The sequence below is a fragment of the Shewanella sp. VK101 genome (assembly GCF_056497865.1).
In genome coordinates this window covers 1,205,130-1,227,075 of record NZ_CM151402.1, presented here as the reverse complement: position 1 = coordinate 1,227,075, position 21,946 = coordinate 1,205,130, and the positions used below count along the sequence as shown (strand labels likewise).

Genomic DNA, 21,946 nt, shown 5'->3' with positions numbered 1-21,946 from the left:
TGACGATTTGTGCGGCAAGAGCCCAAGGCCGCTGCCCATCGTTGTAACAGTTACCCAACTTGGATGATATCTATGGATCAAACTCCGCAGTCGCAACTTAAACTGTTGCTCGCCAAAGGCAAAGAGCAAGGTTACCTAACCTATGCAGAAGTGAATGACCACTTGCCTGCAGATATGGTCGATTCCGACCAGATCGAAGATATTATCCAGATGATAAATGACATGGGTATCCGAGTGTTTGAAGAAGCACCGGATGTCGATGACATTATGATGTCGGAAGACAGCACGGATGAAGATGCCGCCGAGGAAGCCGCCGCCGCCCTGGCCTCAGTCGAGAGCGAGCTGGGCCGCACCACAGACCCAGTGCGTATGTATATGCGCGAAATGGGCACAGTGGAACTGCTGACCCGCGAAGGCGAAATTCAGATCGCCAAGCGTATCGAAGAAGGCATCAACACGGTACAGAGCTCAGTCGCCGAGTACCCACAGGCGATCGCCATGATCCTCGAACAGTTTGATCAGTTCGAGGCCGAAGAGATCCGCCTGTCCGACATTATCTCTGGATTTGTCAATCCCGACGAAGACGATGTAGGCCCAAGCGCCACCCATATTGGTTCTGAACTGTCCGATGATGATCTGGATGATGAAGATGATATGGACGACGATGACGACGATGACGACAGCGATTCCGAAGATGAAGGCTCCAAAGGCCCGGATCCGGAAGAAGCCCGTGAGCGTTTCGGCCAACTGCGTGCCGTCTATGAAAACTCACTGAAGCTCATCGAACTCAAGGGGCGCGATCACCCCGAGTCAGTCGCGGCTCTGTTCCACATCGGCGAAATTTTCAAAGAGTTCCGCCTGGTGCCCAAGCAGTTTGACCGTCTGGTCAAGAGCATGCGCAGCATGATGGACAAAGTGCGGGTTCAGGAACGCCTGATCCTCAAGCTTTGTGTTGAACAGGCCAAAATGCCGAAGAAGAACTTTGTTAAGCTCTTCACCGGCAACGAAACAGATATCAGCTGGTTCAACGCCGAGATGAACTCCGGCAAGCCATACGCCGAAGGCCTGAAAATGGTCGAGGAAGACGTGCTGCGTTGCCGCGCCAAACTGGAAGCCATCGAAGCCGAAACCGGCCTGTCTATCGCCTCAATCAAAGACATCAACCGCCGCATGAGCATAGGTGAAGCCAAGGCTCGCCGTGCCAAGAAGGAAATGGTTGAAGCCAACTTGCGTCTGGTTATTTCTATCGCCAAGAAATACACCAACCGTGGCCTGCAATTCCTGGATCTTATCCAGGAAGGCAACATAGGTCTGATGAAGGCTGTAGATAAGTTTGAATACCGTCGTGGCTATAAGTTCTCTACCTATGCTACCTGGTGGATCCGTCAGGCCATTACCCGCTCCATCGCGGACCAGGCCCGTACCATACGTATCCCGGTACACATGATAGAGACCATCAACAAGCTCAACCGTATCTCGCGGCAGATGCTGCAGGAAATGGGACGCGAGCCTTCTCCGGAAGAGCTGGCCGAGCGGATGATGATGCCGGAAGACAAGATCCGCAAAGTGCTGAAAATCGCCAAAGAGCCTATCTCCATGGAGACCCCTATCGGGGACGATGAAGATTCGCATCTGGGGGATTTCATTGAGGATACTACCCTCGAGTTGCCACTGGACAGCGCCACCAGCGAAAGTCTCAAGAGTGCCACTCATGAAGTGCTGGCAGGCCTGACAGCCCGCGAAGCCAAGGTCCTCAGAATGCGTTTTGGTATCGACATGAACACTGACCACACCCTGGAAGAAGTGGGCAAGCAGTTCGACGTTACCCGTGAACGTATCCGTCAGATTGAGGCCAAGGCACTGCGTAAGCTGCGTCACCCGAGCCGCTCGGAAATCCTCAAGTCCTTCCTGGACGAGTAAGCAAGCTTTTGTACAAAAACCCCGCTACGCGTAATGCCGTTCACTTAGTGTGAACGGCATTTTTCTTAGGCTTAATGGGATACTTGTTTTTACTCATTTTTAACGCACGTGGATAGGCTCTATCCCGTTTCCCATCAAGCTTGAACTGCCTCGCATTACGCACTATGTCCAAGACCTCTCTCGGAACATTCCCAGGCATTTGAGATGACAGCTGAGTCAGTTTAAAAATGATATAACTCGATGCATCTCTAAAGCTTAATTGGTTCGGATGTAACGACGGTAAGCTCTTAGCCATCAACACCATCTTGTATCTGATGAGGTTATAGGCCAATAGTACCCCCCACAATTCTTGGATAACCAGCTCTGGCAATTGACTGCGTAACGTAAAGCGACTCTCCAGAAGATGCTGCTTCATCTCCCGATAGCCCACTTCTATCTCCCATCGATGGGCATATAAATCCGCTATCTCTGCCCCCGGATAACGCAAGGGGTCTGTTAATGACGTCAAAATGGAAACCGACTTGCCTTTTATCGTCTTCGTCAGTAAGCGAGCTTCAATATTCTCAGGCAGCATAGGCCACTTCTTTCTGGCTTGAGGCGTGGTGGCTAACTGCGCCAGTTGGTCGTGTTTTCCTAAAGAGCGTACCACTTCATATTGCGTCCCTTTCTTCAACGGCAGCAGCCAGTGGCTGTTCGGTTGAGCCTGTTGCCAGGCGTGCAAAAGCCCTAACGAATAAAAGCCTCTGTCAAACAGCGTCAGGCTGTTATTGGGGATGCTTGATATCAGTTCAGCGGCTAAATTCATTTCACTGACAGCAACAGAATCAAAGGCACTGTTCAATACCAAGTGGCTGCTTAACTCCATCATGCAAACCATGCGAATTTGAGGATAGGCAGCATCACCAGAAGCGTTGGCAGTTTTGGCAAAGGCCTGATTGTTTTGCTCACTATCAGGTGTTCGCCATACGATACCATCGACCCCATAGAGATTGAGTCCACACCAATGAGGATGCTCTGCTCTTTCATGCCAGGTCTTGGCACTTCGCTTAAACACATCTCGAACAACGTCGGAGCCCAGCCGCTTGCGCGCTTGCGTGACAGCGCTGCGCGCAACGTAATCCACCTCTTGAGGTAAGACGATATCAAGCTTATTGATGAGAGAGCGGACGGATTCGCCTCTGAACAGAGCCATACCAATCACCGCCCAAATCATGGCATCCATAGGTAACTTACGTCGCCTTAAACTGGCAACACCATGTGAATCAAGGCACGACTGAATTAAATCGGGCTCAAGTACATCGGCCAGACAGGTGAATTCGGTAAGACGGTTGATATGAGTACGCGCCAAAGCTTCTGAAAGTTGCATAAAAAAATCCGATGACATGGGGTCATCGGATTTTGATCCTTTCAGTGAGATCGTCAAGCGATCTGTCTTAACTGATCGGCATTACCGCTACGCGGGGTTTTTTATTGCCATTATGCCTCGAGTCTGATTAACAGATAACCACTTGAAAGCAATGACATCAATAATGCGCAAAACACGGGTGACAAGCACGATTAAACTTCGTATACTCTGTCCCGCTTCTGGTGATGACGATTGCCTTAAGCCGGCCCCTTAGCTCAGTTGGTTAGAGCACACGACTCATAATCGTTAGGTCCCCAGTTCGAGTCTGGGAGGGGCCACCACTTTTTCGAAGGCTTAGCTAACTCAATTTAGCTAAGCCTTTGTTGTTTCTGGGATATAGCCTTTATCACTATCCTTTCCCCTCTCTTCCCATCGATAAATGCCTTATAGTTGACTACTCGTCACCAACTGTAAAACCGAATATGGATATTCTCGATAAGTACGAACTAAAAGAGTGGTGGAACACAGCACTAACGCCTGCTCAACGTGACCAAATCTCACGCGACTATCAGCCAATGGGTTACCCGTCTGGCGAGCGTTATCTCTATGCAAAGCTGGTAGGCAAATCGTATTGTGAAACAGATAAGTGCTGTTTTCTGGATGTGTTGGCGTGTGTAGCTAAAGATGATGCTAAAAACATCATTAGGGACAAAACCGAGCAAGCAGTTAAAGAGGCTCTTAGCCAGCCAAGGAAAAATTACAAAGGCATTCATTTAGCACTAACAGTGCTTAATTAAACATCACTACCGCCTTCGACAGAATCCAGCGCACTACAACAAAGCAAAAGAGCTTTGTTTGCTACAAATATCCATTTCACGCCAAGCTGCGAGTGCTTTCAAAAAGCCGCCTAAACCACATGGCATGAACATGAAGAAATTTGAGGAACTGTTAGGCCATACACCTGTTGGCTCCGTTACACTGTAGCCCTGCTTCGTTACTAGCTACGCAGCTTCTAATTTGAACTCTGTACTGAATGTCGGTCTTGTGTTCTTCATTTCTACCACCTTTTTCCGGAAGTGAGTCTATCACTTCGTCTATTCAGGTGGCCAAATTCACTATGCCACTATATAGCTTTGGCTGACAGGCTTGGAAATGTGGCTGAAGCATCCCGGCTTAGTGGTGTCTCCCGCGATACGATTTACCGCCATCGTAAACTGATAAAACAAGGTGGAATCGAATCGTTAAAACGACAGGAAACGCCAGATCTTCATCACAAAAATCGTACCGACAGAGCCATTGAGGAAGTCGTAATCGAATTTTCCCTGGCTAACCCACACATGGGACAATCCAAGGTATCACGGCTGCTCAAATCCGAAAGAAACATCGACATACACGCTAGCGGCGTTCGCAACATCTGGCTGAGGGAAAACATGAATACTACTGAGTTACGGCTGGCAAAGCTTGCCGAAGCGCGGCAACATTGATAGTGTGATTACGTCAAAATCGCTTGGTACTTATACCGTCAGTATCCCTTGGTAATCACACTAATACACCTAAGCTATGTCTATCACTGCGCGACAAAGATCAATTTACTGGTATCAAAACCGCGTTCGGCCGACATCTGAATAAATTTGTCCATTACCTCAGGTTCAACAACCGCCGTTCGCGACAGCAACCACAGGTAATCGGTATCTGGCCCGGAAACGAAGGCATAACTGTAGTTTTCTCTATCCAATTCAAAGACCACATAAGAGCCGTAAAAGGGACCGAAAAATGAAACTTTCAGATAAGCGTCGGTATCACTGTTAACAAAGTACGCCTTGCCTTCAGCCTCTTTCCACTCGCCGTCAGCCTCTGAGTAGCCCCGGTTGAGCACAGAAACGCCACCATCACTTCTCATCTTGTACTCGGCCGTAACCTGCGTGAGGCCTCGCTCAAATGAATGGTCGAGGCGAGCTACCTCATACCACTTGCCCAAATAGTTGTTCAGTTCAAACCCTGATACAGGTTTGACCGAATCTGGCATACCCAAGCAACCACTGAGCAAAGCCGCAAACACAACCAATAAAACTCTTCTCATAATGCCTTCCATTTACTCATAGTTCTGTCAGCTTTAATCATTCAACTCCTGCGTACTCAGAAAGAAATCAACTTCACAGGGTGCCATAGAATGATCATAGTAAGGTTGAATGATGACTCCATCTGCGGTGAGTCGCCATTTCACCATCGCCCAGTTGTCCCGGGATTCGAAGTACTCACATTCAGCTTGTAGCTCATTGTTATTCGCATATTTCTCTTTCAACAACGAGTAATAGTCCAACTTGGGGAAGCGTTCCGTTAGGTCATGCAACTGCGCCAGTTTGCTGAGATCAAAATTCAACATCTGCTCACCATACTCAGGATGCGGCCCACCACAAGAAATCTGGTACTGAATAACGACACTAAAATACTCATCAGAGACCAGGCTTATTTGAGGTTCGTATGATGCCTCTTCACATTGCAGAAAATTCGAGACGTAATCCCGGTGCAATTTTGCCAGCAGCGGATTTAAAAATGCTTGCTGGGCTTGAGTAAACCCTTTGCCGAGCCGGTAAAAAGCAAAGTTGCTGTGATCTTCTTTGATTAGCTCAATGGTTTGCTTAGCAAACTGTTTTTCCCCGACCAGGGTAAACTTCATATGCTCAGCCCGATAATCGGCAAGGCTTTGCTCAACCGGCGTCAGATGCACAGGCAAAACCCTTTGTTTATTCTGCCAGGTGCCTTGCAGGTTTCCCCCTACCAAGCGAAGCTCGAACAGTTCCAGCTTCTGCTCTTTCGAACTGTAACGCTGATAAAAGGTATACCCCTCCCGCTCCCAGGGCGGGATTCCACTTTGTTTATATCTTAACCAAATAACAACTCTGAGCGAAATGTAGGACTCCAACCAGCACGGCGGCGCTTACCTGCCAGACTGTCTTTTTTGCCTTGGTGCTGCCTTATCGCACTCAGAGCCGCTCGGTTAAATAGGGCGAGATGCTTTGCGCCATCAGGATCCGTTACCTTCAGCGCATCTTCGCGGAAGACCACATCCAGCACCCAATGGAGCTGATTTTCTACCCCCCAATGCTCTCGAATAGTCCTCGCGGCCTCTTCGGCATTGAGCGGTAAGGAACTGACATACCAGCGTGAAGAACATGATGTTATTCCATCGACTGTCCGTTCACTGGCAACTTCGATAAATGAGGTGATGTGCGGCCACTTTTTCTTAAGTTCCGCTGATAATTCTGCTTCTATCTGCATGACTGTTCGGCGCTCCCTGCGGCCATGACCCATGTTGAACTGCTCAAATATAGCCAGTTCTGGCTGCTCATACGCTTTACTGAAGCTGGTTTTGACTGCTTCAAATAATCCCGGCTGGTTCGACTTGAGCTGAATAATGAAATCACCGTTCCCCTGTTTAATTTTGTTCATGGTAGACACCTGACAATGCAGTGCATCCAGCGTCAGAACGGCATTATCCAGTGCCATAGCATCAATCATGTTGCGGGCGACTTCAGCTTCTTTCCCTTTAGAATGTGAACTGTCTTGGTAAAGTGTAATGCCGTTGCCGACATCAAATGCGCTGACAACATGGAGTGCATTCTTAGCATCCTCACTCCACGCCCCGCGCAGGGTTTTTCCATCCAGCGCGATAACGGTTTTCCCTTCCGTTTGCCGTTGCTCATTGATCCAGCCAAATATGGCTTGAAGGAGCAGTTCGCTGTCCAATGCTTTGATTATATTACTGATACAATGCCTTTTAGGGATGCCATTTTCGAATTTTCGGTACAGACGGAGCCAATCTAGCTGTTCTTCTCCGAATTCCTGAATAGACTTCCACCCAGTCGCACCGCTGAGGATAGCACTGAGTGTCAGGAACACCACATCCACTAAATTATGCTTTAGATTGATGTCCTTACGGGGATCGGTAATCTGTTCTAGTTGTTTCAAAAGGGTCATGGTCATCTGTGGATTAAGGGCAAGGCAGATCAGATCATGACCAACCGTAAAAGTTCAATTTAAAGTGGGATCCCGCCCTGCTCCCGCTCCAGAGGGATCTCCTTCAAGTAACGGGTATACATATAAGTGCTCACGGCATCATCCTGGATGCTAAGCATAATGGAATACTTGCCCAAGGTGCCTTTGTAGGTTTGCGCCTGTATCGGCATGACCAAGCCAAAGCAAACGACAATCCCGATGATGACTCTTTTAAGCATTAATAATTTACCTAATCCAAAGCTGTTAAATTAAATTCAGGAGAGCCGTTTCCCTCTGTAGTGCAAACGAGGAAGCCGGTTGCAAGCTCATGGTAAGCGCATACTAACAGGCACCAAAAACCAATAAGCATCCATGCCGCAGCTTATTAGGCTGTTTGAATATAGATCAAGTTGGAGTGTCTACTTCATCCCAATCACTATTCTCAAAGCCGATTAGCCAATTGAGGGCATAATGGCGCTCAAGCACAACTCCTCGGTCGATATCTGGGGAAATATCTGCCCCGTCAATGCTGGCCTGACGGCATAACCAATGAAGCCGATAATGCAGGTCCAAACAGTCCAGCACTTCATCGACCACCCGTAACTCAACCCTGTCTTCCCAGGAGCGGGAATCGAGCATCAGCCTGGCAATTTCAGGCACGTCACAAATGGAATCTGGAAATGGCAGTTCAGGCAAAATACCCAATACCCATAGCAATAGCGCCGCAGCCTCATATCGCCAAACAAACTGCACTACCAGGCTTTCATCAGGGTTATCATCAAGGTGTTCAGCCTTTAAAAACGCCTCTTCTGCGGGACTTAGAGCCACAAAGCCACTTGGAATACGTTCCTTCAGCGTCTCTATATCGAGCGGGTCTCCCGTTGCGATAGACTCAGCTCGGACGGCGACAACAAATAGTGACATTGCACGAAGGACAATCTCGCTAACAGGCCTAAGGCTTATTTCATGCTCACAAGGTATAGGAGGAGTTGGAGGAACATTTAAATGCCTTGCTTTAAGCAGAGCTTCTGTTTGATGCTTGCGGCTATAGCTTGCGTCCAGGAATGGAATGAATGCCGAGTCATCGGCCTGACGTCCATCAGGGTAAAATAGGACATGGCCGTTTGGATCTCGGACAGTTCCATCAGGGAGGAATAAGATCGAATTGGACTCCAATGCCCACCTAGACAAATCGTCCAAATGAGCCTCTTCCAGATCGAAGCTAAACTGATGATTTACCCTCTGTATATGACGCAGAAGATGATATTTTATTTTAGTCATCTCACTACCTCCTCTTTCGAGGATATAGCTGTGAAACCCGTTAAGGTGGTTTGTCAATTCTGGGTCACTTAAACCACGCCTGTTATTCAACACATGTGGAAAAGAGATATCTATAGGATTAAGGTGCGTGGAATACGCGTTTACTAAAATACTCATTTAAACTCCATTTCAATCTAAGTCATTACCGGGTGCAACCAGTCACCATATGAAAATATCGCCTAAAGTTTCGGAGAGATTATCACTCCAGGCTTGCTTAATATAACCCTATAAATTTAAAACAATTTTTCAAGTGACAATTATGCCTGAGTCAATCTTGATTCTTTATTTTTGATTAGCGCAGTCAAATGCATGACTAAAAAGCCACCGGCCATATTGTATACATCCAAAATAATCTCAGCCTTGATTTAACTCTGATGTCATTCGAACCTTATTGGGTTTCCAAGCATAAAATCCACCTCTTACAATCCACTCTACCTCCATGCAGAAGTTGAAATCCAGAGGAAGTTAAACCCAAATGACGCTGCCGACCTTATAGAAAAGTTATTCGCCAGCAGCATAAGCTGCATTTCCACATAATCGAAAGGGCTGATACCTTCACCATGAGCGCAAGGCTGTTTTGTCGACATGTCGTTTTTTAGAAATTAATCCATCTCATTTAATTCATAACTCTTACTAACAACTAACACCAGAAAAGCCAAAACACTCACCCAAAAGCCAATAAACCCAAAAGTTTCATTACTGTTAACCAGTGGATACCAACTTGCTCGATTCTAAGGCTGCCCTACATTAGATAGGACAAACCAGAGTTGAACGCCTCGCCAATTAAGCGCATTCTAATATTGGTGTTTTTTTCGAACTAATCCATATAAGAAGCTACCGCAACCGCGCCAAAATAAAGCTCCAACATAAAGTATAAAAGCATCAATTTTGAGCGCCCTTTCTTTAATAGCATTATGAGCATCAGCAAGGTGACTATGATGTATGCAACGGCAACTAACATTCTATCCCTGTATGTCTGTAAAAATTGATAACAAACTATCTTAACGTCTACTCTATTTTCCCAATAAACAATTTCAATTCCCTTAAGTTCATAACCTTGTCAATAGTAGCTGCCTAAGTTGTTAATACACATAATATCAGAGCTTACTGTATGGCTTGGTTAAACTCGGTTACTACCCCGAGCAGGAATATGCTAACTTCTAATTAATAATCAAGAATCAGACCACTAAAGCATGCCACTCCATCAACATAACCAGTATATTGCGAGATTAATCGTAAACCTTAACTAGCCAAAAAATGAACATCAGCGTGCCTTTAGTAGTAATTTCTGAGTCTCCAGTTATTTGGCAAAGAAGAGCTCCATCTTGATCGATTTCTATATGTTTTTTGCCTCGATAGTCAGGCTTAGCAAGTTACCACCTTTGGCTTCAACATAACCACCATCCAGGTAGTAGCAGAACAATTCTGATTCGCGCATTAGATCAATAAAAACTGGATTACCATTATCAGTTCCGATAGTAATGCAAGAGCTGCACTGCTCAATGGTTAAAGGAGAGCTGCCGGAAACTTCTAATTGAGTTTTGATGAAAGCATAAAGCTGGTTAAAGGTGTTGACAGTGTTTTTATCTATCGTGACTTCATCAGCAAGCTCACTCTCCGGGAACAAATAGAATTCACTCCCTCTGTAATAGACCACTTCAGCTGTATCAATACTACTGAGCCATTCCGTATAATAACTTGGCAATATCACAAGCACTCCCTATAAAAATAACAGTTACACAATTCTAGCAAACGGTTGTACCGAACAAATACCTTAAAGCAATTAGCGAACAGGGGTATTAGGCAAAGTTAAAACAGTGTTTTTTAAAAAAGAATACCACAGTCACTTTTCATGTATTTAACCTGCTTTCTGGCGAAACTTGATCATTTACCAATTCAACAAGAGACTTGGCAACAAATTTGGCCTCATCCCAACCTAAGTCGCCACAATTAGCGATGTAATAGCCAGAAATTCTTTCCTGTTCAATTTTTGCCACGCAAATATTACCATTCCCATCCATGCAAACAGGTATTGATTTAGGCATATACTTCTTTAACTCGTATATATCCTCACCTAGTATTTCTATGATTGAGAAAAATTGCAGCTCTTTAAAACCAAAAAAGATGTCCGCCCCATTACTTTTCTGCCACCAATCATAAAATTCACATGGTAAGCTAACACCAAAAGCCTCTTCAAGCTCTCTAATCGATTCTCTACTTACGCCAGGTGGTTTGTTTACGTATTCCATACCTTCCTCTATGCATAATACCGACAACAGCCAATCGTAACGAGCTTCAGCCCAGAATGGGCAATAATAATTAGCCTATTATTTTTTACATATTTCATCAATTTATTCCAGAACCAAGCCTAGGGAAGAGTTTTGTTCATTTTGTTTGAGTTTTCCTGCCAATTCTTTCTGAAGCTTTAGCCGCTCATCTTTTTTACAACGCAAATGCCAGACATCAGCCTTTAATGGTGCCCCTATTATTTTTGACTCTAGCAAGTTTGAAAGCTTAAAATTCCGGAGCAGAATCAGCGCGCCTATTTGTGAAATACTGAAATCTACCATTTGGCCTCTTTAACAAAAATCAAGCTCCCTATTATAGAACAACAAGTTAATCTTCTTTCGGTCTGCATCCAAGCACCGCTAGGTAACTTAAGCACACTGAGATAAAAAGAACCTGGCATTGCAGATGTTTGATTAGACTTAACCTATTTAAGCATAACCGGAGCCTAACTACCACGTTATTAATGCTGAGAACCAACGTTTTTTCTTTTTACTAGCCTATGTATATAGGTTTACTTTGCCTATGTATACCTAGCTCGTAAAAGCTCCCCCCAACAAAACAGGATTCTTGTGACTCAATATAGCTTTTAACATTTTCAATTTTTAAATAACCAAAATCACTAGATTGAATCTCAGCTCTCCACCACCTACCAGATTTTGTATAGTGTGGTTCTTCAATTAGATAATTGGCCCAGACAGAACCACAAATTTTGCACGTCTGTAACCTAGCTTGTCCTTGGTTGTTTTTACCCAATTCAATTATCTCATAATCTAAATAGCTAAATGGTGGAGTTTTGCACTTACATTGAAACATTAGGCTTTCCTATAAGCATAGACATAATAATTCCTTATACAGGTGTCGACCTCAGTGTTTTTTCGTGGATTGGTAAAACCAGAATCACCCTGTTTGTTGCACTTCCTTACAAAAACTGGAAAAGAATTAGAGAAAACCAACATATCTACAGCTAACACACTTTTATCGGCTTGGTCTTAATTACAAAAAGCGACCACAGATTTTGGCTGAGTTTTTGAAAGCACTCCAGTATTGCGTTATCTATGAGACAGTTCCCGATGAAGACTGCATTAACATCCGCGATCCTTACTATTCAAGATAATACTAATTAAATCGCTGATACTTACTCGCCAAAACTCAATTGCCAGAGTAACCATACCGGAGATCTTTGGTTTCAGGTATCGACTCTTTTATCTATTTAACACTGCAATCTGGAGCATTAGGAATAGAACGAAGAAGCGACAATGGCGTGGCATAAGAACCACCTTAAAAAGGTTAACCACGCGAAATTATTTTATATTTTTAAGGACTTTTATTCCAATTAGTCAAAATCAATACTGTTAAAATAAATCCAGGCGGTTTGTTCCTGCTGACTTAACCAATCTTCACGCTCATTCTCATCGGCAATAAAATCCGCATAAAAACGAATCGCTGCAAACCACAACTCACCACCCATGTACTGATCGTATACGGACTTAACCCCGGTTTCCAGAAATAACTTAAGATGTTGCGGATATTCAGCAAAATAATCCAGCAACACATCTTAGTGTGCTTCGACCTGCAGTGACCCCCACTGACCACCTGCGCCACCTGCCCGATGCGCCAGCAGCGTCAGCATAGGCTTACAAATGCCGTGTTTTTCGATCAAGGCTTCGATATGATCATTCTGGTACACCTCATGATCCAGATCGTTCAGCAGTAATAGCTCAACATATAACGGGATGTATTTCAGATTCTGCATACACAAAACATAAGCAGCGTTCTCGGCCAGCGGATTTTCATCATCCTGCCAGATTCTGTCGTCGTCACGGGTTCGACACCAGATATTAACGTTGCTGATAAAGGTAGCCGCTTTCGCTTCCAGGGTTGAGTTACCCACAAACTTAGCGAACACCTCCTCTTCCTCCACCTGGCCTTCCGGGGTCATAACATTAATGGAATAGAACAGCGTGTGGAATTCCACACTGACACCATGTTCCGAGAGCTTCTCATCAATCTGATAACTCAGATCAAGATACACATCGGCCAGCGCATTTAAACATTCAAAAGAGTCGAGGTCATCAACTTCAATATTAAAGATAATTTCAGAGTGCGATGTTTCAATAGTCGTCTTCAATGTTAACCATTAGTTAAAATATAAAATTCTATGTATTAAAATAGATACGATTACTTATCGTAGCGAAGGATGGTTATTTAATTTCTGAAGCTAGCTACCGTTGCAGCGAAAAAAGTCCCCCAACAGTAAGCTGGCAAGGAGCAGACGTTAAAAGAACTTCAGAGATTCCTAGTGAAAAATAGACCACAACAGGCGTCTTAATTTTTCGACAGCATGCGCTTGTTAGCTTCTGTTGGTTCCAGTGAACTGAATTATATTGTTCGGAAACTTCATTGACTCAACCTCACCGAAAGGCTCTTTTGCCACTACAGTTTCCAAATCTGCCATCTACCAAAAAACACTATACACTTGGCTTTATTGACATTTTTAATTCCGCCAACAGATTAACGCGCAAACCATCTAAAACAGGCTGCTTTTGCGGAACATTTAGCTGCAGGCATAGCTACCGCACGGACACGAAACTGACTTCGTCCCTGAAGATCCCCCAAAACCGCCGAGAGCGCCCCGGGAACTATGTCAGGCCAATATTCCCTATCATGGCCTACTACACTGAGTGTCATATCCGCTGCAGTTAAGAAAAAGTCTAACATAAGCAGTTGAATTGTATCTACAATAACCAGGGTAGATAAGTGAAAAATCGCCAATAGGGAGAAATTAGATAAAAGCGATAAAATACTGTTTTAACTGCCGGCGCCGAAATGATTGGCTATTTGGGAAGATAGTTGCTCTCTTTGCGATTCAGCTCATGCTTGTTGAGCTTTAGCAATCAGGAATGTGAGGCGGATTACAGCAGTTTGCAGCAAAACACTCTAGGGTAAGCTAACCCTAATACCGAGAGGCAAGCTCTCGACTTTAAACAGGAATCTCAGATGTCTGATACAGATAAGGCGTTTTTTCAGCGTGCCAGTGAGCTCATCGAGTTGGCCAACAAACAGAACCAGAATACTGAAGTCCAAACCGGTGAAGTCAGTGCCTCCTTCATGTATGCCCTGGCTCGCTACAATGCCTGGTTCGGCTCTACCGGTTTTGCCACCAAGGAGCAGATGCAGTCGAAGAAGCAAGAGATGATGGATTACTATATGGAGCGCTACAAGGAGATGCTTGAAGGCTCTATGGACGACTATATCGAGAATTTCGACCACTACCGCGCAACGCAGAAGTAAGGCCGCCATAGTATTTCAAAATGCCCAGCCTGATGCCGGGCGTTTTATTTTGACTTGACTCATGTTTAAAGCCCTTCCCTGGCCTATCGATTTTGCCATCCTTTGATTAGCCTCGAATTCAGATTGAATCGCCACCGATATCTAGGCTATTTTTCTTGGCTATTTTCTAAGCTATTGTCTGAGTTAATACTTAAGCTTTTGTGCCGCTTTGTGGTCTTGCTCTTAAACTGAGTCTTAAAAGAGTGACCCGCTGTCTCGACCCAGAAAGGCTTGAGGCTTATGCTATGACACCTATTTTGATAGTTAGACAGGTTTTGGCGCAACAGATATCCCGATTAAAACGCGATACTAAACGCTACTCACGCCATCACCTAAGGAGACACTTGTGACACCCGCAATCGATCTCGCCACCAAGGCGGGGATCTCTTTTACCGTTCACGAATATCACCACGACAAGAATGCCCCTTCCTACGGAGAAGAGGCCGCCAGTGCACTTGGGCTGGATCCCAACCGGGTATTTAAGACTCTGCTGGTCAGCAGCGATGAAAAGTCGCCGCCACTGGCGGTGGCCCTGGTGCCAGTGAATCATCAACTCAGCTTGAAATGCGTTGCCAAGGCGATTAAGGCCAAGAAGTTGGTGATGGCCAACCCGCAATTGGCGCAGCGTTCATCCGGCTATCTGGTGGGCGGCATCAGCCCTCTGGGGCAGAAAAAGCAGTTACCCACAGTGATAGACGCCAGCGCCCAGGAGTTTGACAGCATCTATGTCAGCGCCGGTCGCCGCGGACTGGAGATCTGTCTTGCCGCAGAAGACTTGGCCAAGCTCTGCCGCGGCAGTTTTGCGGCTATCAAGAGCTGAATCGTAAGCGGCCAAAGCAAAAGCCCCGCAACTGCGGGGCTTGGGTTATACGATGCTCTGAAAGCCTTTAAAGAGAAGTAAACACTAACTTCTGGCGGTGTAATCACCGACACCCAACCACTTGTAGGTGGTCAGTGCTTCCAGCCCCATGGGGCCTCTGGCATGCAGTTTCTGAGTACTGACAGCCACCTCGGCGCCCAGGCCGAACTGGCCACCATCGGTGAAACGGGTGCTGGCATTGAGGTAAACCGCCGCCGAATTCACCTGGTTCATAAACTCGGTAGCAGCATTGATATCATCTGTGAGGATAGCCTCGGAGTGACCGCTGGAATAGCGGCGAATATGACCTATGGCCTGCTGGATATCATCGACTACCCGGATCCCCAGATTGAGAGATAGCCACTCGGTAGCAAAGCTATCCTCGCTGGCGGCAGCCACTTGCTCGGATCCAAGAATAGCCACAGTCTCGGGGCAACCTACCAGCTTAACTCCGGCATCGACTAAGGCCTTGGCCACCTTGGGCAATGCCTCTTTGGCTATCTGCTTGTGCACCAACAGAGTATCGAGAGCGTTACATACGGTTGGGCGCTGCACCTTGGCATTGAGGATGACAGGAACGGCCTTCTCCAGATCGGCCGCCTTATCCAGATAGAGATGGCAGATACCGATACCGCCGAGAATAACCGGGATGGTCGCCTGCTCGGCGCAGAGCCGCTGCAGCTTGTCGCCGCCGCGGGGCACTATCATATCCACATATTGATCCAGCTTGAGCAGGCCGGTAACCAGGGTGCGATCCGGGTTGTCGATAAGCTGCACCGCATCTTCCGGCAAGCCACTGGCTTTAACGCCCTGGCGAATCGCCTTGGCCAGCGCCAAGTTGGATTTCAGGGTTTCCTTGCCGCCACGGAGGATCACCGCATTGCCGGTTTTAAGGGCCAGAACGGCAATATCCACAGTCACATTGGGCCTGGCCTCATAGATAACGCCTATCACCCCCAGTGGCACGGCGCGGCGGCACAGGCGCAAGCCGTTATCCAGCACCCGGCTGTCATATTCGCGGCCGATGGGGTCGGCAAGGGCAATCACATTGTCGATATCGGCTATCACTCCGGCCAGGCGCGACTTATCCAACAGCAACCTGTCTATCATGGCCGCGTTGAGGCCAGCCTCTTTGGCCGCAGCCACATCCTGCTCATTGGCCGCGAGGATTGCCGCTTCATCGGCCTTGAGAGCGGTAACGATATTATGCAGCAGTTGCTGCTTGGCGGTGCCGGAAAGATTGGCCAGGGCAAAGCTGGCTTCCTTGGCCCTTTGCCCCAGTTGTTGCAGATATTCAGCTGTCATAAAACCACCATGTCGTTGCGGTGCACTATTGCATCACCATAGTCATAGCCCAGCAAGGATTCAATGTTATCTGAATGCTGGCCCGCGATACGTTTGAGGGCCGCGGCGCTGTAGCGGCAGATCCCCCGCGCCAGTTTACGGCCCTTGGGATCCAACAGTTGCACTGTGGCGCCCCGTTCAAACTCGCCCTCGACGGCGATGATCCCCTTGGACAGCAGACTGCGGCCCTTTTCGGTTACCGCTCGCACCGCACCTTCATCCAAGGTCAGTTTCCCCTTGGCCTTGGGCCCGGCAAGGATCCACTGCTTACGGCTCTCCAGCGGGGTCTCGATGGCGCAGAAGTGAGTCCCCACTGACTCGCCGGCAGCGATTTTTTCTATGGCATCCGGATGATGGCCCGAGGCGATAACCACCTCAATACCGGCGCGGCGAGCTATGTCGGCCGCCTCCAGCTTGGTTGCCATGCCGCCGGTGCCCAAACCGGAAACCGAGCCGCCGGCCAGTTGCCGCAGGCTGTCGTCGATATTGGCCACTTCGCTGATAAGATGAGCATTGGGATTATGGCGCGGATCGGCATCGAACAAGCCTTTTTGGTCTGTCAGCAGGATCAGCAAGTCGGCATCGCACAAAAGCGCCGCCCGGGCGGACAGGTTGTCGTTGTCCCCTACCTTGATCTCATTGGTGGCAACGGCATCGTTTTCATTGATGATAGGGATAATATTCTGTTTCAGCAGCGCATTCAGGGTATCTCTGGCGTTGAGATAGCGCTCACGATCATGCAGATCCGCCCGGGTAAGCAGCAACTGCCCCACGTGCAGACCATAAATACTGAACAACTGCGCCCAGGCCAGAATCAACTGGCTCTGGCCCACGGCCGCCAGCAACTGTTTGTTGGCCATGGTATCCGGCAACTCCGGATACATCAGATGCTCACGCCCGGCGGCAATGGCGCCGGAGGTACACAAAACCACTTCGATACCGGCGCGCATTAAGGTCGCCATCTGCCTGGCCAGCTCGACCATATGGGCCTTGTCCAGGCGCTTGCTGCCGGAGGTAAGTACACTGGTACCCAGTTTTACCACTACCCGGCGGTAGCGTGTGTCACTCAAGTTCATCACTTGTATTTGCTTAAAAAAGTCGGGGATAAATCTTATACCCAATCCGTCGCCTGATTCCTAGCGGCAGTCGGCCTTCAAGTGGATAAAATCGTTATTTATTGCGATATCTCATACAAAAAGGGCCATACAAAGTATGACCCTCAATAAATGCGGTTTATAAAGCACTTGCTCGCGTTTTACCCTTAGCTCCCGTAGGCAAACTTGAGAATAAACAGCAGCGCCAGTGCCACAACCCCGGCGTTGAGATCGCGAAAACGGCCGCAGAGAAGTTTAATCGCCGCATAGGCGATAAAGCCAAAGGCGATCCCCGTGGCAATTGAGAAGGTTAATGGCATCAGCAGGCAGACCACCACCACAGGGGCAGCCTCGGTCAAATCTTCCCACTCTACATGCACCAGACCAGACATCATCAGAATCGCCACATAGAAGAGGGTGCCCGCGGTAGCATAGGCCGGCACCATACCGGCCAGCGGCGAGATAAAGAGCGAGGCCAAAAACAGCAGCCCGACCACGACGGCAGTCAAGCCGGTACGGCCACCGGCACTAACGCCTGAGGTGCTCTCGACATAACTTGTGGTGGTCGAGGTACCCAGCATGGCCCCGGCAATAGTCGCAGCGCTGTCGGCGGTCAGGGCGCGGTTGAGTCTTGGCAGGCGGCCCTTATCATCCAGAAAACCACCACGATGGGCCACGGCTACCAAGGTGCCCGAGGTATCGAACAAGTCCACAAACAAAAAGGCAAACACCACGGAAATCATGCTGATCTCCAGCATGCCGGAGAGATCCATCTTCATAAAGGTGGGCGCTATGGAAGGCGGCATGGATACCAGGCCACTATATTGCACATCACCAAAGGCCAGCCCCAACACTGTGATGGCCAGAATGCTGAGGATCACCGCCGCCTTATAACCACGCTGAACAAAAGCGATGATCAGGAAGAACCCCAATACCGACATCAACGCCGGAAATGCAGTGATATCGCCCATACCTACGAGTGTTGCCGGGTTGGCAACCACTATGCCGGCACTCTTGAGGCCGATGAGCGCCAAAAACAGGCCGATACCTGCGGCTATGCCAAGGCGCAGCGACATGGGAATGGAGTTGACCACCCATTCCCGAATTCGCACCAGGGAGAGGATCATAAAGCAGATCCCGGAGAGGAATACTGCGCCGAGCGCGGTTTCCCAGCTATAGCCCATTTCCCCCACAACTGTGTAGGTAAAAAAGGCGTTGAGGCCCATTCCCGGCGCCAGGGCGATGGGATAATTGGCCAGCAGCCCCATGACCAGACAGCCTATCGCCGCCGCGACACAGGTCGCCACAAAGACAGCGCCCTGATCCATACCGGCATCGGCCAGCATAGAGGGGTTAACAAAGATGATGTAAGCCATGGTCAGAAAGGTGGTCAGACCCGCCACGGCTTCCTGCTTCAGAGAGGTTTTGTTTTGCTTTAACTTGAACAGTTTTTCCAACATGGAACCAGGTTCCTTGAGTTTGAGTGTAGGGAGGTTTGTGACACTTCTTTAACGAGGTCATCGGCGGCAGATTATAGGGAGTTTGACCTGATCAGACCAGCACCAGAGCATGGAGGCTACCTGTGGTATCCATTAAATGCCCACCAGATCACAATTTATTCACATTTTGCTGCGGACAAAAAAAAGCCTGCTCAAAGAGCAGGCCAAGACATGTATCAAGCACCCAAAAGGGAAAGAGTCTACCGCGCTAGCGGGTAACACCTGGCAACAGAAGCAAAACTTCTATTGCGACTTGAGTCTAAATACACCACAGAGTGGTGAACAAAGGTTGATGGATGATGGAACTACTTAAAGGGGTAGTCAGCCCTTGAAACTCATGGCGAACATGCCGCCGCGCAAAACCTGACAATCAAACCAGGTGTTGCTCCAATAAACTACGTTGTTTTTACCTGTGTAAGACATAGCCGATACTCCTAACAAAGTTGTGAAATAAATACTCTAGTGAAGCTTGGCTCGGTTCCCTGGAACTAGAGGTTCTCATATCCGTGGAGACAACTTGTCACTCATTTCCTTGGAGATAGTTATCCATCCTGGATTGACTAGAGGTGGAAGGCGCTTGCCTAACCAACGAGAGCTATTATAGCTACTTGTAATTTTATTACAAGTATTGAGGCTAAAAATTTAAAATACACCTAAACCTGTAAGGCAATTACATAAAAGTTACACAGGATTTACCCACAGCACCTAATGATACATCTCGAAACATAGTAAGAGAACACTCATTACCATTTGATTTTAAATAAATAAATCAAAAGCCAATCAGGCCAACCTCATTCCAATTAAGTAAAATCTAACACTGTAATTAGCTGTCAGTTACAGCCCAAATGTTAGTCTCCCGGCGGGGGTAAAAGCGTGATCTCAAAGAGGTAAGACCAGTTAAGGTGAATTGGATCACCCCATCCAAGGGCTGGGTAAAAATCCGTCTGAAAGTTTTCTGTTGTTTTCAGATATCGTGCCAAATAACAACTTAAAGCAGGGCGAGATCCAATCACTAGCAGTGGATAGCTTGGGTGAGATCCAATCACTAGCAGTGGATAGCTTGGGTGAGATCCAATCACTAGCAGTGGATAGCTTGGGTGAGATGACGTCCAGCAAATATCGGGGCCATGGAATACCAACATAGCGGTCGCCAAGTGAAGAAAAGCAAACTGACAGGGTGCAGGGATAACCCGGCCGACGACATCGGCCGGGAGGCGTTGAGGGCTTACTCAGTCATATAGGTAAACAACCCAAGCAGCGGCGCCGCCGTAGGTTTGCCATAGAGGGGATCACCTTCTGTGGCACTGCCGGCGATATCCAGATGACTATAGGCCATGGGCTGAGCGTCTTTTACCCCGTGTTGCGCCAATCCGGAAGCCTTTAGCAGGAAGGCCGCCGGATACTGGTGTCCTCTGGCGGTAACCGATGAGGGCGCATTATTGGAAGAAAGTAGCTCAGAGGCGCCGGAAACATCACGCACCTTGGCAAAATCTTCCTTACGCAAACGGGACAGCTCCAGCCCTTCACCGTAACGTTCGGCGCTGGCTTGCAACCGCTTGGGTAATGCCTGTTGCTCGGCAACGGCGTTGGCCACTACCGCACTGTAAGAGCCATAGGCTCGCACCACATGGCCGGTCAGGGTTGCCACAGAGAATAGCTCGGGCGCCGCACTGCCCTGCGCCTTTAAACGCAGATGGGACAGCAAGTCGGCCAGCACTAAACGTCCTTCGGCATCGGTATTGCCAATCCTGACCCTGACACCCGAATGGGCTGTGATGATTTCGTCCGTGACAAAGGCTTCGCTGCCTATACTGTTGCGTACCAGCCCCAGTTCGGCCACCACACGAATGCCTTTGGGCTTGAGTAATGACAAGGTCTTCATCAAACCGGCCACGGCAGCCGCGCCGCCCTTGTCGCGGCTCATACCGGCCATGGCACCGCCCACTTTCAGATCGGCGCCGCCTGTGTCATACACCACGCCCTTGCCGGCAAAGAAATAGTTGTACTGGATGTCACCTTCGCCGCGGTACTCCAATTTAACGACTCTGGGCTGATGTCTGGCCACGGCAAAAGAGGCCCGCGCCACAGCGCTCAGCAAGGGATAGTCCCGCTCGAGAATGTCTCTGTCTTCCACGACCTGCAGCGACAGCCCTGAATCTTTGAAGGCGTTGAGGCAGTAATCGGCAAAGGCAGGGGCGCCCATGCGCTCGGGCTCAGTGCCGCAAAGATCTCTGGCAAGGGTGCGGCCGGCTTCAATGGCATTGAGCATGCCGGCATCTGCGCCGTTCATCACCCCTATGGCTTCTATGCTGTCAAGGGCGGCGCCCGCCTCACGGGCTTCCAATGGCTGCCATAGCTCCTGCGCCGTTGCCAGCGCCGCAACCATATCTGCCTTGGCGTATTCATCACCTAAGGATGCAGGCTTATCAACCCACAATAGCGGCCTTTTGGCTCCGGCGTCACGGGCGATGGCGATACCGGCACGGGCGGCATTGGCAAAGGCGCGCACATCGTCATAATCGCCAAGCGGCGCGACCGGGGCGATAATCAAGCGGCCACCGGCAAGCCCGGGAGCAAACAACAGGGTTGGGCTCTTGCCCACCCGTTTGTCAACTTGAGCCCCATGGGAGGCCAGTATCGCCACCTCTTCGATTGGACACGCCGTCACATCGGCGCTGACCACCAGCAATGCATCCCAGTCTGCCTCACTGAAAATTGCATCCTGGTCAGTAACATCAATAAATTCAACCATGACCCATCCTAATTATTTTTTATTGGCGCCCAGCATTATTCCCTTTCCGGCGCAGGATTACCAATATCTGGCTGGCAAGTTTCGCTGCCACAAATAAACAATTGTCCCAACTGGGTTCTGCGCCCTTACATCGCTCTGTGGTAGACTGATGACAACTCGCGCTTGGCCCGGTCCAAGCCCGCCAACCAGACGAAAAGA

Annotated in this window: 20 protein-coding genes, 1 tRNA gene and 1 pseudogene; 6 read left to right on the top strand and 16 right to left on the bottom strand. The window is 48.3% G+C overall.

Annotation, left to right across the window (positions count from 1 at the left end; genetic code table 11):
• Window positions 1-72 precede the first annotated feature (72 nt).
• Window positions 73-1,920 carry an RNA polymerase sigma factor RpoD gene (rpoD, locus tag ACSHSR_RS05540; RefSeq protein ID WP_096140828.1) on the top strand — a complete coding sequence of 616 codons (1,848 nt, stop codon included), beginning with the start codon at window positions 73-75 and terminating at the stop codon, window positions 1,918-1,920.
• Between the two features lie 40 nt (window positions 1,921-1,960).
• Here rpoD and ACSHSR_RS05535 read toward each other — a convergent pair whose 3' ends face one another.
• Entirely contained in the window at window positions 1,961-3,286 is a 1,326-nt protein-coding gene (locus ACSHSR_RS05535; protein ID WP_479631330.1) for an IS4 family transposase, read from the bottom strand.
• Between the two features lie 243 nt (window positions 3,287-3,529).
• Here ACSHSR_RS05535 and ACSHSR_RS05530 point away from each other — a divergent pair.
• Both ACSHSR_RS05530 and ACSHSR_RS05525 read left to right on the top strand, forming a co-directional pair.
• Window positions 3,530-3,606 (top strand) — tRNA-Ile (locus ACSHSR_RS05530).
• A 141-nt stretch (window positions 3,607-3,747) separates the two neighbouring features.
• Window positions 3,748-4,062 carry a hypothetical protein gene (locus tag ACSHSR_RS05525; protein WP_413735235.1) on the top strand — a complete coding sequence of 105 codons (315 nt, stop codon included), beginning with the start codon at window positions 3,748-3,750 and terminating at the stop codon, window positions 4,060-4,062.
• A 141-nt stretch (window positions 4,063-4,203) separates the two neighbouring features.
• Here the strand turns inward: ACSHSR_RS05525 and ACSHSR_RS05520 are convergent.
• Window positions 4,204-4,320: pseudogene (locus tag ACSHSR_RS05520) on the bottom strand (transposase); the annotation flags it as partial.
• A 21-nt stretch (window positions 4,321-4,341) separates the two neighbouring features.
• On the opposite strand from ACSHSR_RS05520, the gene ACSHSR_RS05515 reads away from it, so the two are divergent.
• Window positions 4,342-4,749, top strand: coding sequence for a helix-turn-helix domain-containing protein (locus ACSHSR_RS05515; protein WP_413735233.1), 408 nt, complete (start codon window positions 4,342-4,344; stop codon window positions 4,747-4,749).
• Between the two features lie 83 nt (window positions 4,750-4,832).
• Here the strand turns inward: ACSHSR_RS05515 and ACSHSR_RS05510 are convergent, their stop codons facing one another.
• The 10 genes from ACSHSR_RS05510 to ACSHSR_RS05465 form a co-directional block, all read right to left on the bottom strand.
• The gene (locus ACSHSR_RS05510; protein WP_028780670.1) at window positions 4,833-5,345 is read right to left on the bottom strand and encodes a lipocalin family protein; all 513 of its coding nucleotides are present in this window, start codon (window positions 5,343-5,345) and stop codon (window positions 4,833-4,835) included.
• A 33-nt stretch (window positions 5,346-5,378) separates the two neighbouring features.
• Complete coding sequence (locus ACSHSR_RS05505) at window positions 5,379-6,188, bottom strand: hypothetical protein (RefSeq protein ID WP_479631329.1); 810 nt, start codon at window positions 6,186-6,188, stop codon at window positions 5,379-5,381.
• On the bottom strand, window positions 6,149-7,243 hold the full coding sequence (locus ACSHSR_RS05500) for an ISAs1 family transposase (RefSeq protein ID WP_109248997.1): 1,095 nt from the start codon (window positions 7,241-7,243) through the stop codon (window positions 6,149-6,151). The genes ACSHSR_RS05505 and ACSHSR_RS05500 overlap by 40 nt, the downstream gene beginning before the upstream one ends.
• A gap of 59 nt (window positions 7,244-7,302) precedes the next feature.
• Window positions 7,303-7,500, bottom strand: coding sequence for a hypothetical protein (locus ACSHSR_RS05495; protein ID WP_479631328.1), 198 nt, complete (start codon window positions 7,498-7,500; stop codon window positions 7,303-7,305).
• A gap of 166 nt (window positions 7,501-7,666) precedes the next feature.
• Window positions 7,667-8,698: a DUF4272 domain-containing protein gene (locus ACSHSR_RS05490; protein ID WP_208136683.1), complete on the bottom strand. Its 1,032-nt coding sequence runs from the start codon at window positions 8,696-8,698 to the stop codon at window positions 7,667-7,669.
• Window positions 8,699-9,917: 1,219 nt separating this feature from the next.
• Window positions 9,918-10,292 carry a hypothetical protein gene (locus ACSHSR_RS05485; RefSeq protein ID WP_028780673.1) on the bottom strand — a complete coding sequence of 125 codons (375 nt, stop codon included), beginning with the start codon at window positions 10,290-10,292 and terminating at the stop codon, window positions 9,918-9,920.
• Between the two features lie 139 nt (window positions 10,293-10,431).
• Window positions 10,432-10,830 (bottom strand): SMI1/KNR4 family protein, encoded by a 399-nt coding sequence (locus ACSHSR_RS05480; protein WP_413735228.1) that lies wholly within the window; start codon window positions 10,828-10,830, stop codon window positions 10,432-10,434.
• Between the two features lie 102 nt (window positions 10,831-10,932).
• Window positions 10,933-11,151, bottom strand: a complete 219-nt coding sequence (locus tag ACSHSR_RS05475; protein ID WP_071238070.1) for a hypothetical protein — start codon at window positions 11,149-11,151, stop codon at window positions 10,933-10,935.
• Window positions 11,152-12,203: 1,052 nt separating this feature from the next.
• Complete coding sequence (locus ACSHSR_RS05470) at window positions 12,204-12,422, bottom strand: hypothetical protein (RefSeq protein ID WP_479631327.1); 219 nt, start codon at window positions 12,420-12,422, stop codon at window positions 12,204-12,206.
• 3 nt (window positions 12,423-12,425) lie between these two features.
• A complete protein-coding gene (locus ACSHSR_RS05465; protein WP_479631326.1) occupies window positions 12,426-12,998 on the bottom strand; it encodes a hypothetical protein in 573 nt (190 codons plus the stop codon).
• 869 nt (window positions 12,999-13,867) lie between these two features.
• On the opposite strand from ACSHSR_RS05465, the gene ACSHSR_RS05460 reads away from it, so the two are divergent.
• Together ACSHSR_RS05460 and ybaK are read left to right on the top strand one after the other, a co-directional pair.
• On the top strand, window positions 13,868-14,161 hold the full coding sequence (locus tag ACSHSR_RS05460) for a DUF3144 domain-containing protein (protein ID WP_025009906.1): 294 nt from the start codon (window positions 13,868-13,870) through the stop codon (window positions 14,159-14,161).
• A gap of 385 nt (window positions 14,162-14,546) precedes the next feature.
• A complete protein-coding gene (gene ybaK / locus ACSHSR_RS05455; RefSeq protein WP_028780679.1) occupies window positions 14,547-15,020 on the top strand; it encodes a Cys-tRNA(Pro) deacylase in 474 nt (157 codons plus the stop codon).
• Window positions 15,021-15,104: 84 nt separating this feature from the next.
• Here the strand turns inward: ybaK and ACSHSR_RS05450 are convergent, their stop codons facing one another.
• From ACSHSR_RS05450 to ACSHSR_RS05435, 4 genes are all read right to left on the bottom strand, one after another.
• A complete protein-coding gene (locus ACSHSR_RS05450) occupies window positions 15,105-16,364 on the bottom strand; it encodes a glutamate-5-semialdehyde dehydrogenase (RefSeq protein ID WP_479631325.1) in 1,260 nt (419 codons plus the stop codon).
• On the bottom strand, window positions 16,361-17,479 hold the full coding sequence (gene proB / locus ACSHSR_RS05445) for a glutamate 5-kinase (RefSeq protein ID WP_045283673.1): 1,119 nt from the start codon (window positions 17,477-17,479) through the stop codon (window positions 16,361-16,363). The genes ACSHSR_RS05450 and proB overlap by 4 nt, the downstream gene beginning before the upstream one ends.
• 185 nt (window positions 17,480-17,664) lie before the next feature.
• Entirely contained in the window at window positions 17,665-18,957 is a 1,293-nt protein-coding gene (locus ACSHSR_RS05440) for an NCS2 family permease (protein WP_025009904.1), read from the bottom strand.
• A 1,264-nt stretch (window positions 18,958-20,221) separates the two neighbouring features.
• Window positions 20,222-21,748 carry a M17 family metallopeptidase gene (locus ACSHSR_RS05435; RefSeq protein ID WP_479631324.1) on the bottom strand — a complete coding sequence of 509 codons (1,527 nt, stop codon included), beginning with the start codon at window positions 21,746-21,748 and terminating at the stop codon, window positions 20,222-20,224.
• Between the last annotated feature and the right edge of the window lie 198 nt (window positions 21,749-21,946).

Bases quoted from the DNA above. Each gene is read 5' to 3' on its own strand.
- rpoD (WP_096140828.1), top strand. From the start codon at position 73: ATGGATCAAACTCCGCAGTCGCAACTTAAACTGTTGCTCGCCAAAGGC.
- ACSHSR_RS05535 (WP_479631330.1), bottom strand. From the start codon at position 3,286: ATGCAACTTTCAGAAGCTTTGGCGCGTACTCATATCAACCGTCTTACC.
- ACSHSR_RS05525 (WP_413735235.1), top strand. From the start codon at position 3,748: ATGGATATTCTCGATAAGTACGAACTAAAAGAGTGGTGGAACACAGCA.
- ACSHSR_RS05510 (WP_028780670.1), bottom strand. From the start codon at position 5,345: ATGAGAAGAGTTTTATTGGTTGTGTTTGCGGCTTTGCTCAGTGGTTGC.
- ACSHSR_RS05500 (WP_109248997.1), bottom strand. From the start codon at position 7,243: ATGACCCTTTTGAAACAACTAGAACAGATTACCGATCCCCGTAAGGAC.
- ACSHSR_RS05495 (WP_479631328.1), bottom strand. From the start codon at position 7,500: ATGCTTAAAAGAGTCATCATCGGGATTGTCGTTTGCTTTGGCTTGGTC.
- ACSHSR_RS05490 (WP_208136683.1), bottom strand. From the start codon at position 8,698: ATGAGTATTTTAGTAAACGCGTATTCCACGCACCTTAATCCTATAGAT.
- ACSHSR_RS05480 (WP_413735228.1), bottom strand. From the start codon at position 10,830: ATGGAATACGTAAACAAACCACCTGGCGTAAGTAGAGAATCGATTAGA.
- ACSHSR_RS05475 (WP_071238070.1), bottom strand. From the start codon at position 11,151: ATGGTAGATTTCAGTATTTCACAAATAGGCGCGCTGATTCTGCTCCGG.
- ACSHSR_RS05460 (WP_025009906.1), top strand. From the start codon at position 13,868: ATGTCTGATACAGATAAGGCGTTTTTTCAGCGTGCCAGTGAGCTCATC.
- ACSHSR_RS05450 (WP_479631325.1), bottom strand. From the start codon at position 16,364: ATGACAGCTGAATATCTGCAACAACTGGGGCAAAGGGCCAAGGAAGCC.
- proB (WP_045283673.1), bottom strand. From the start codon at position 17,479: ATGAACTTGAGTGACACACGCTACCGCCGGGTAGTGGTAAAACTGGGT.
- ACSHSR_RS05440 (WP_025009904.1), bottom strand. From the start codon at position 18,957: ATGTTGGAAAAACTGTTCAAGTTAAAGCAAAACAAAACCTCTCTGAAG.
- ACSHSR_RS05435 (WP_479631324.1), bottom strand. From the start codon at position 21,748: ATGGTTGAATTTATTGATGTTACTGACCAGGATGCAATTTTCAGTGAG.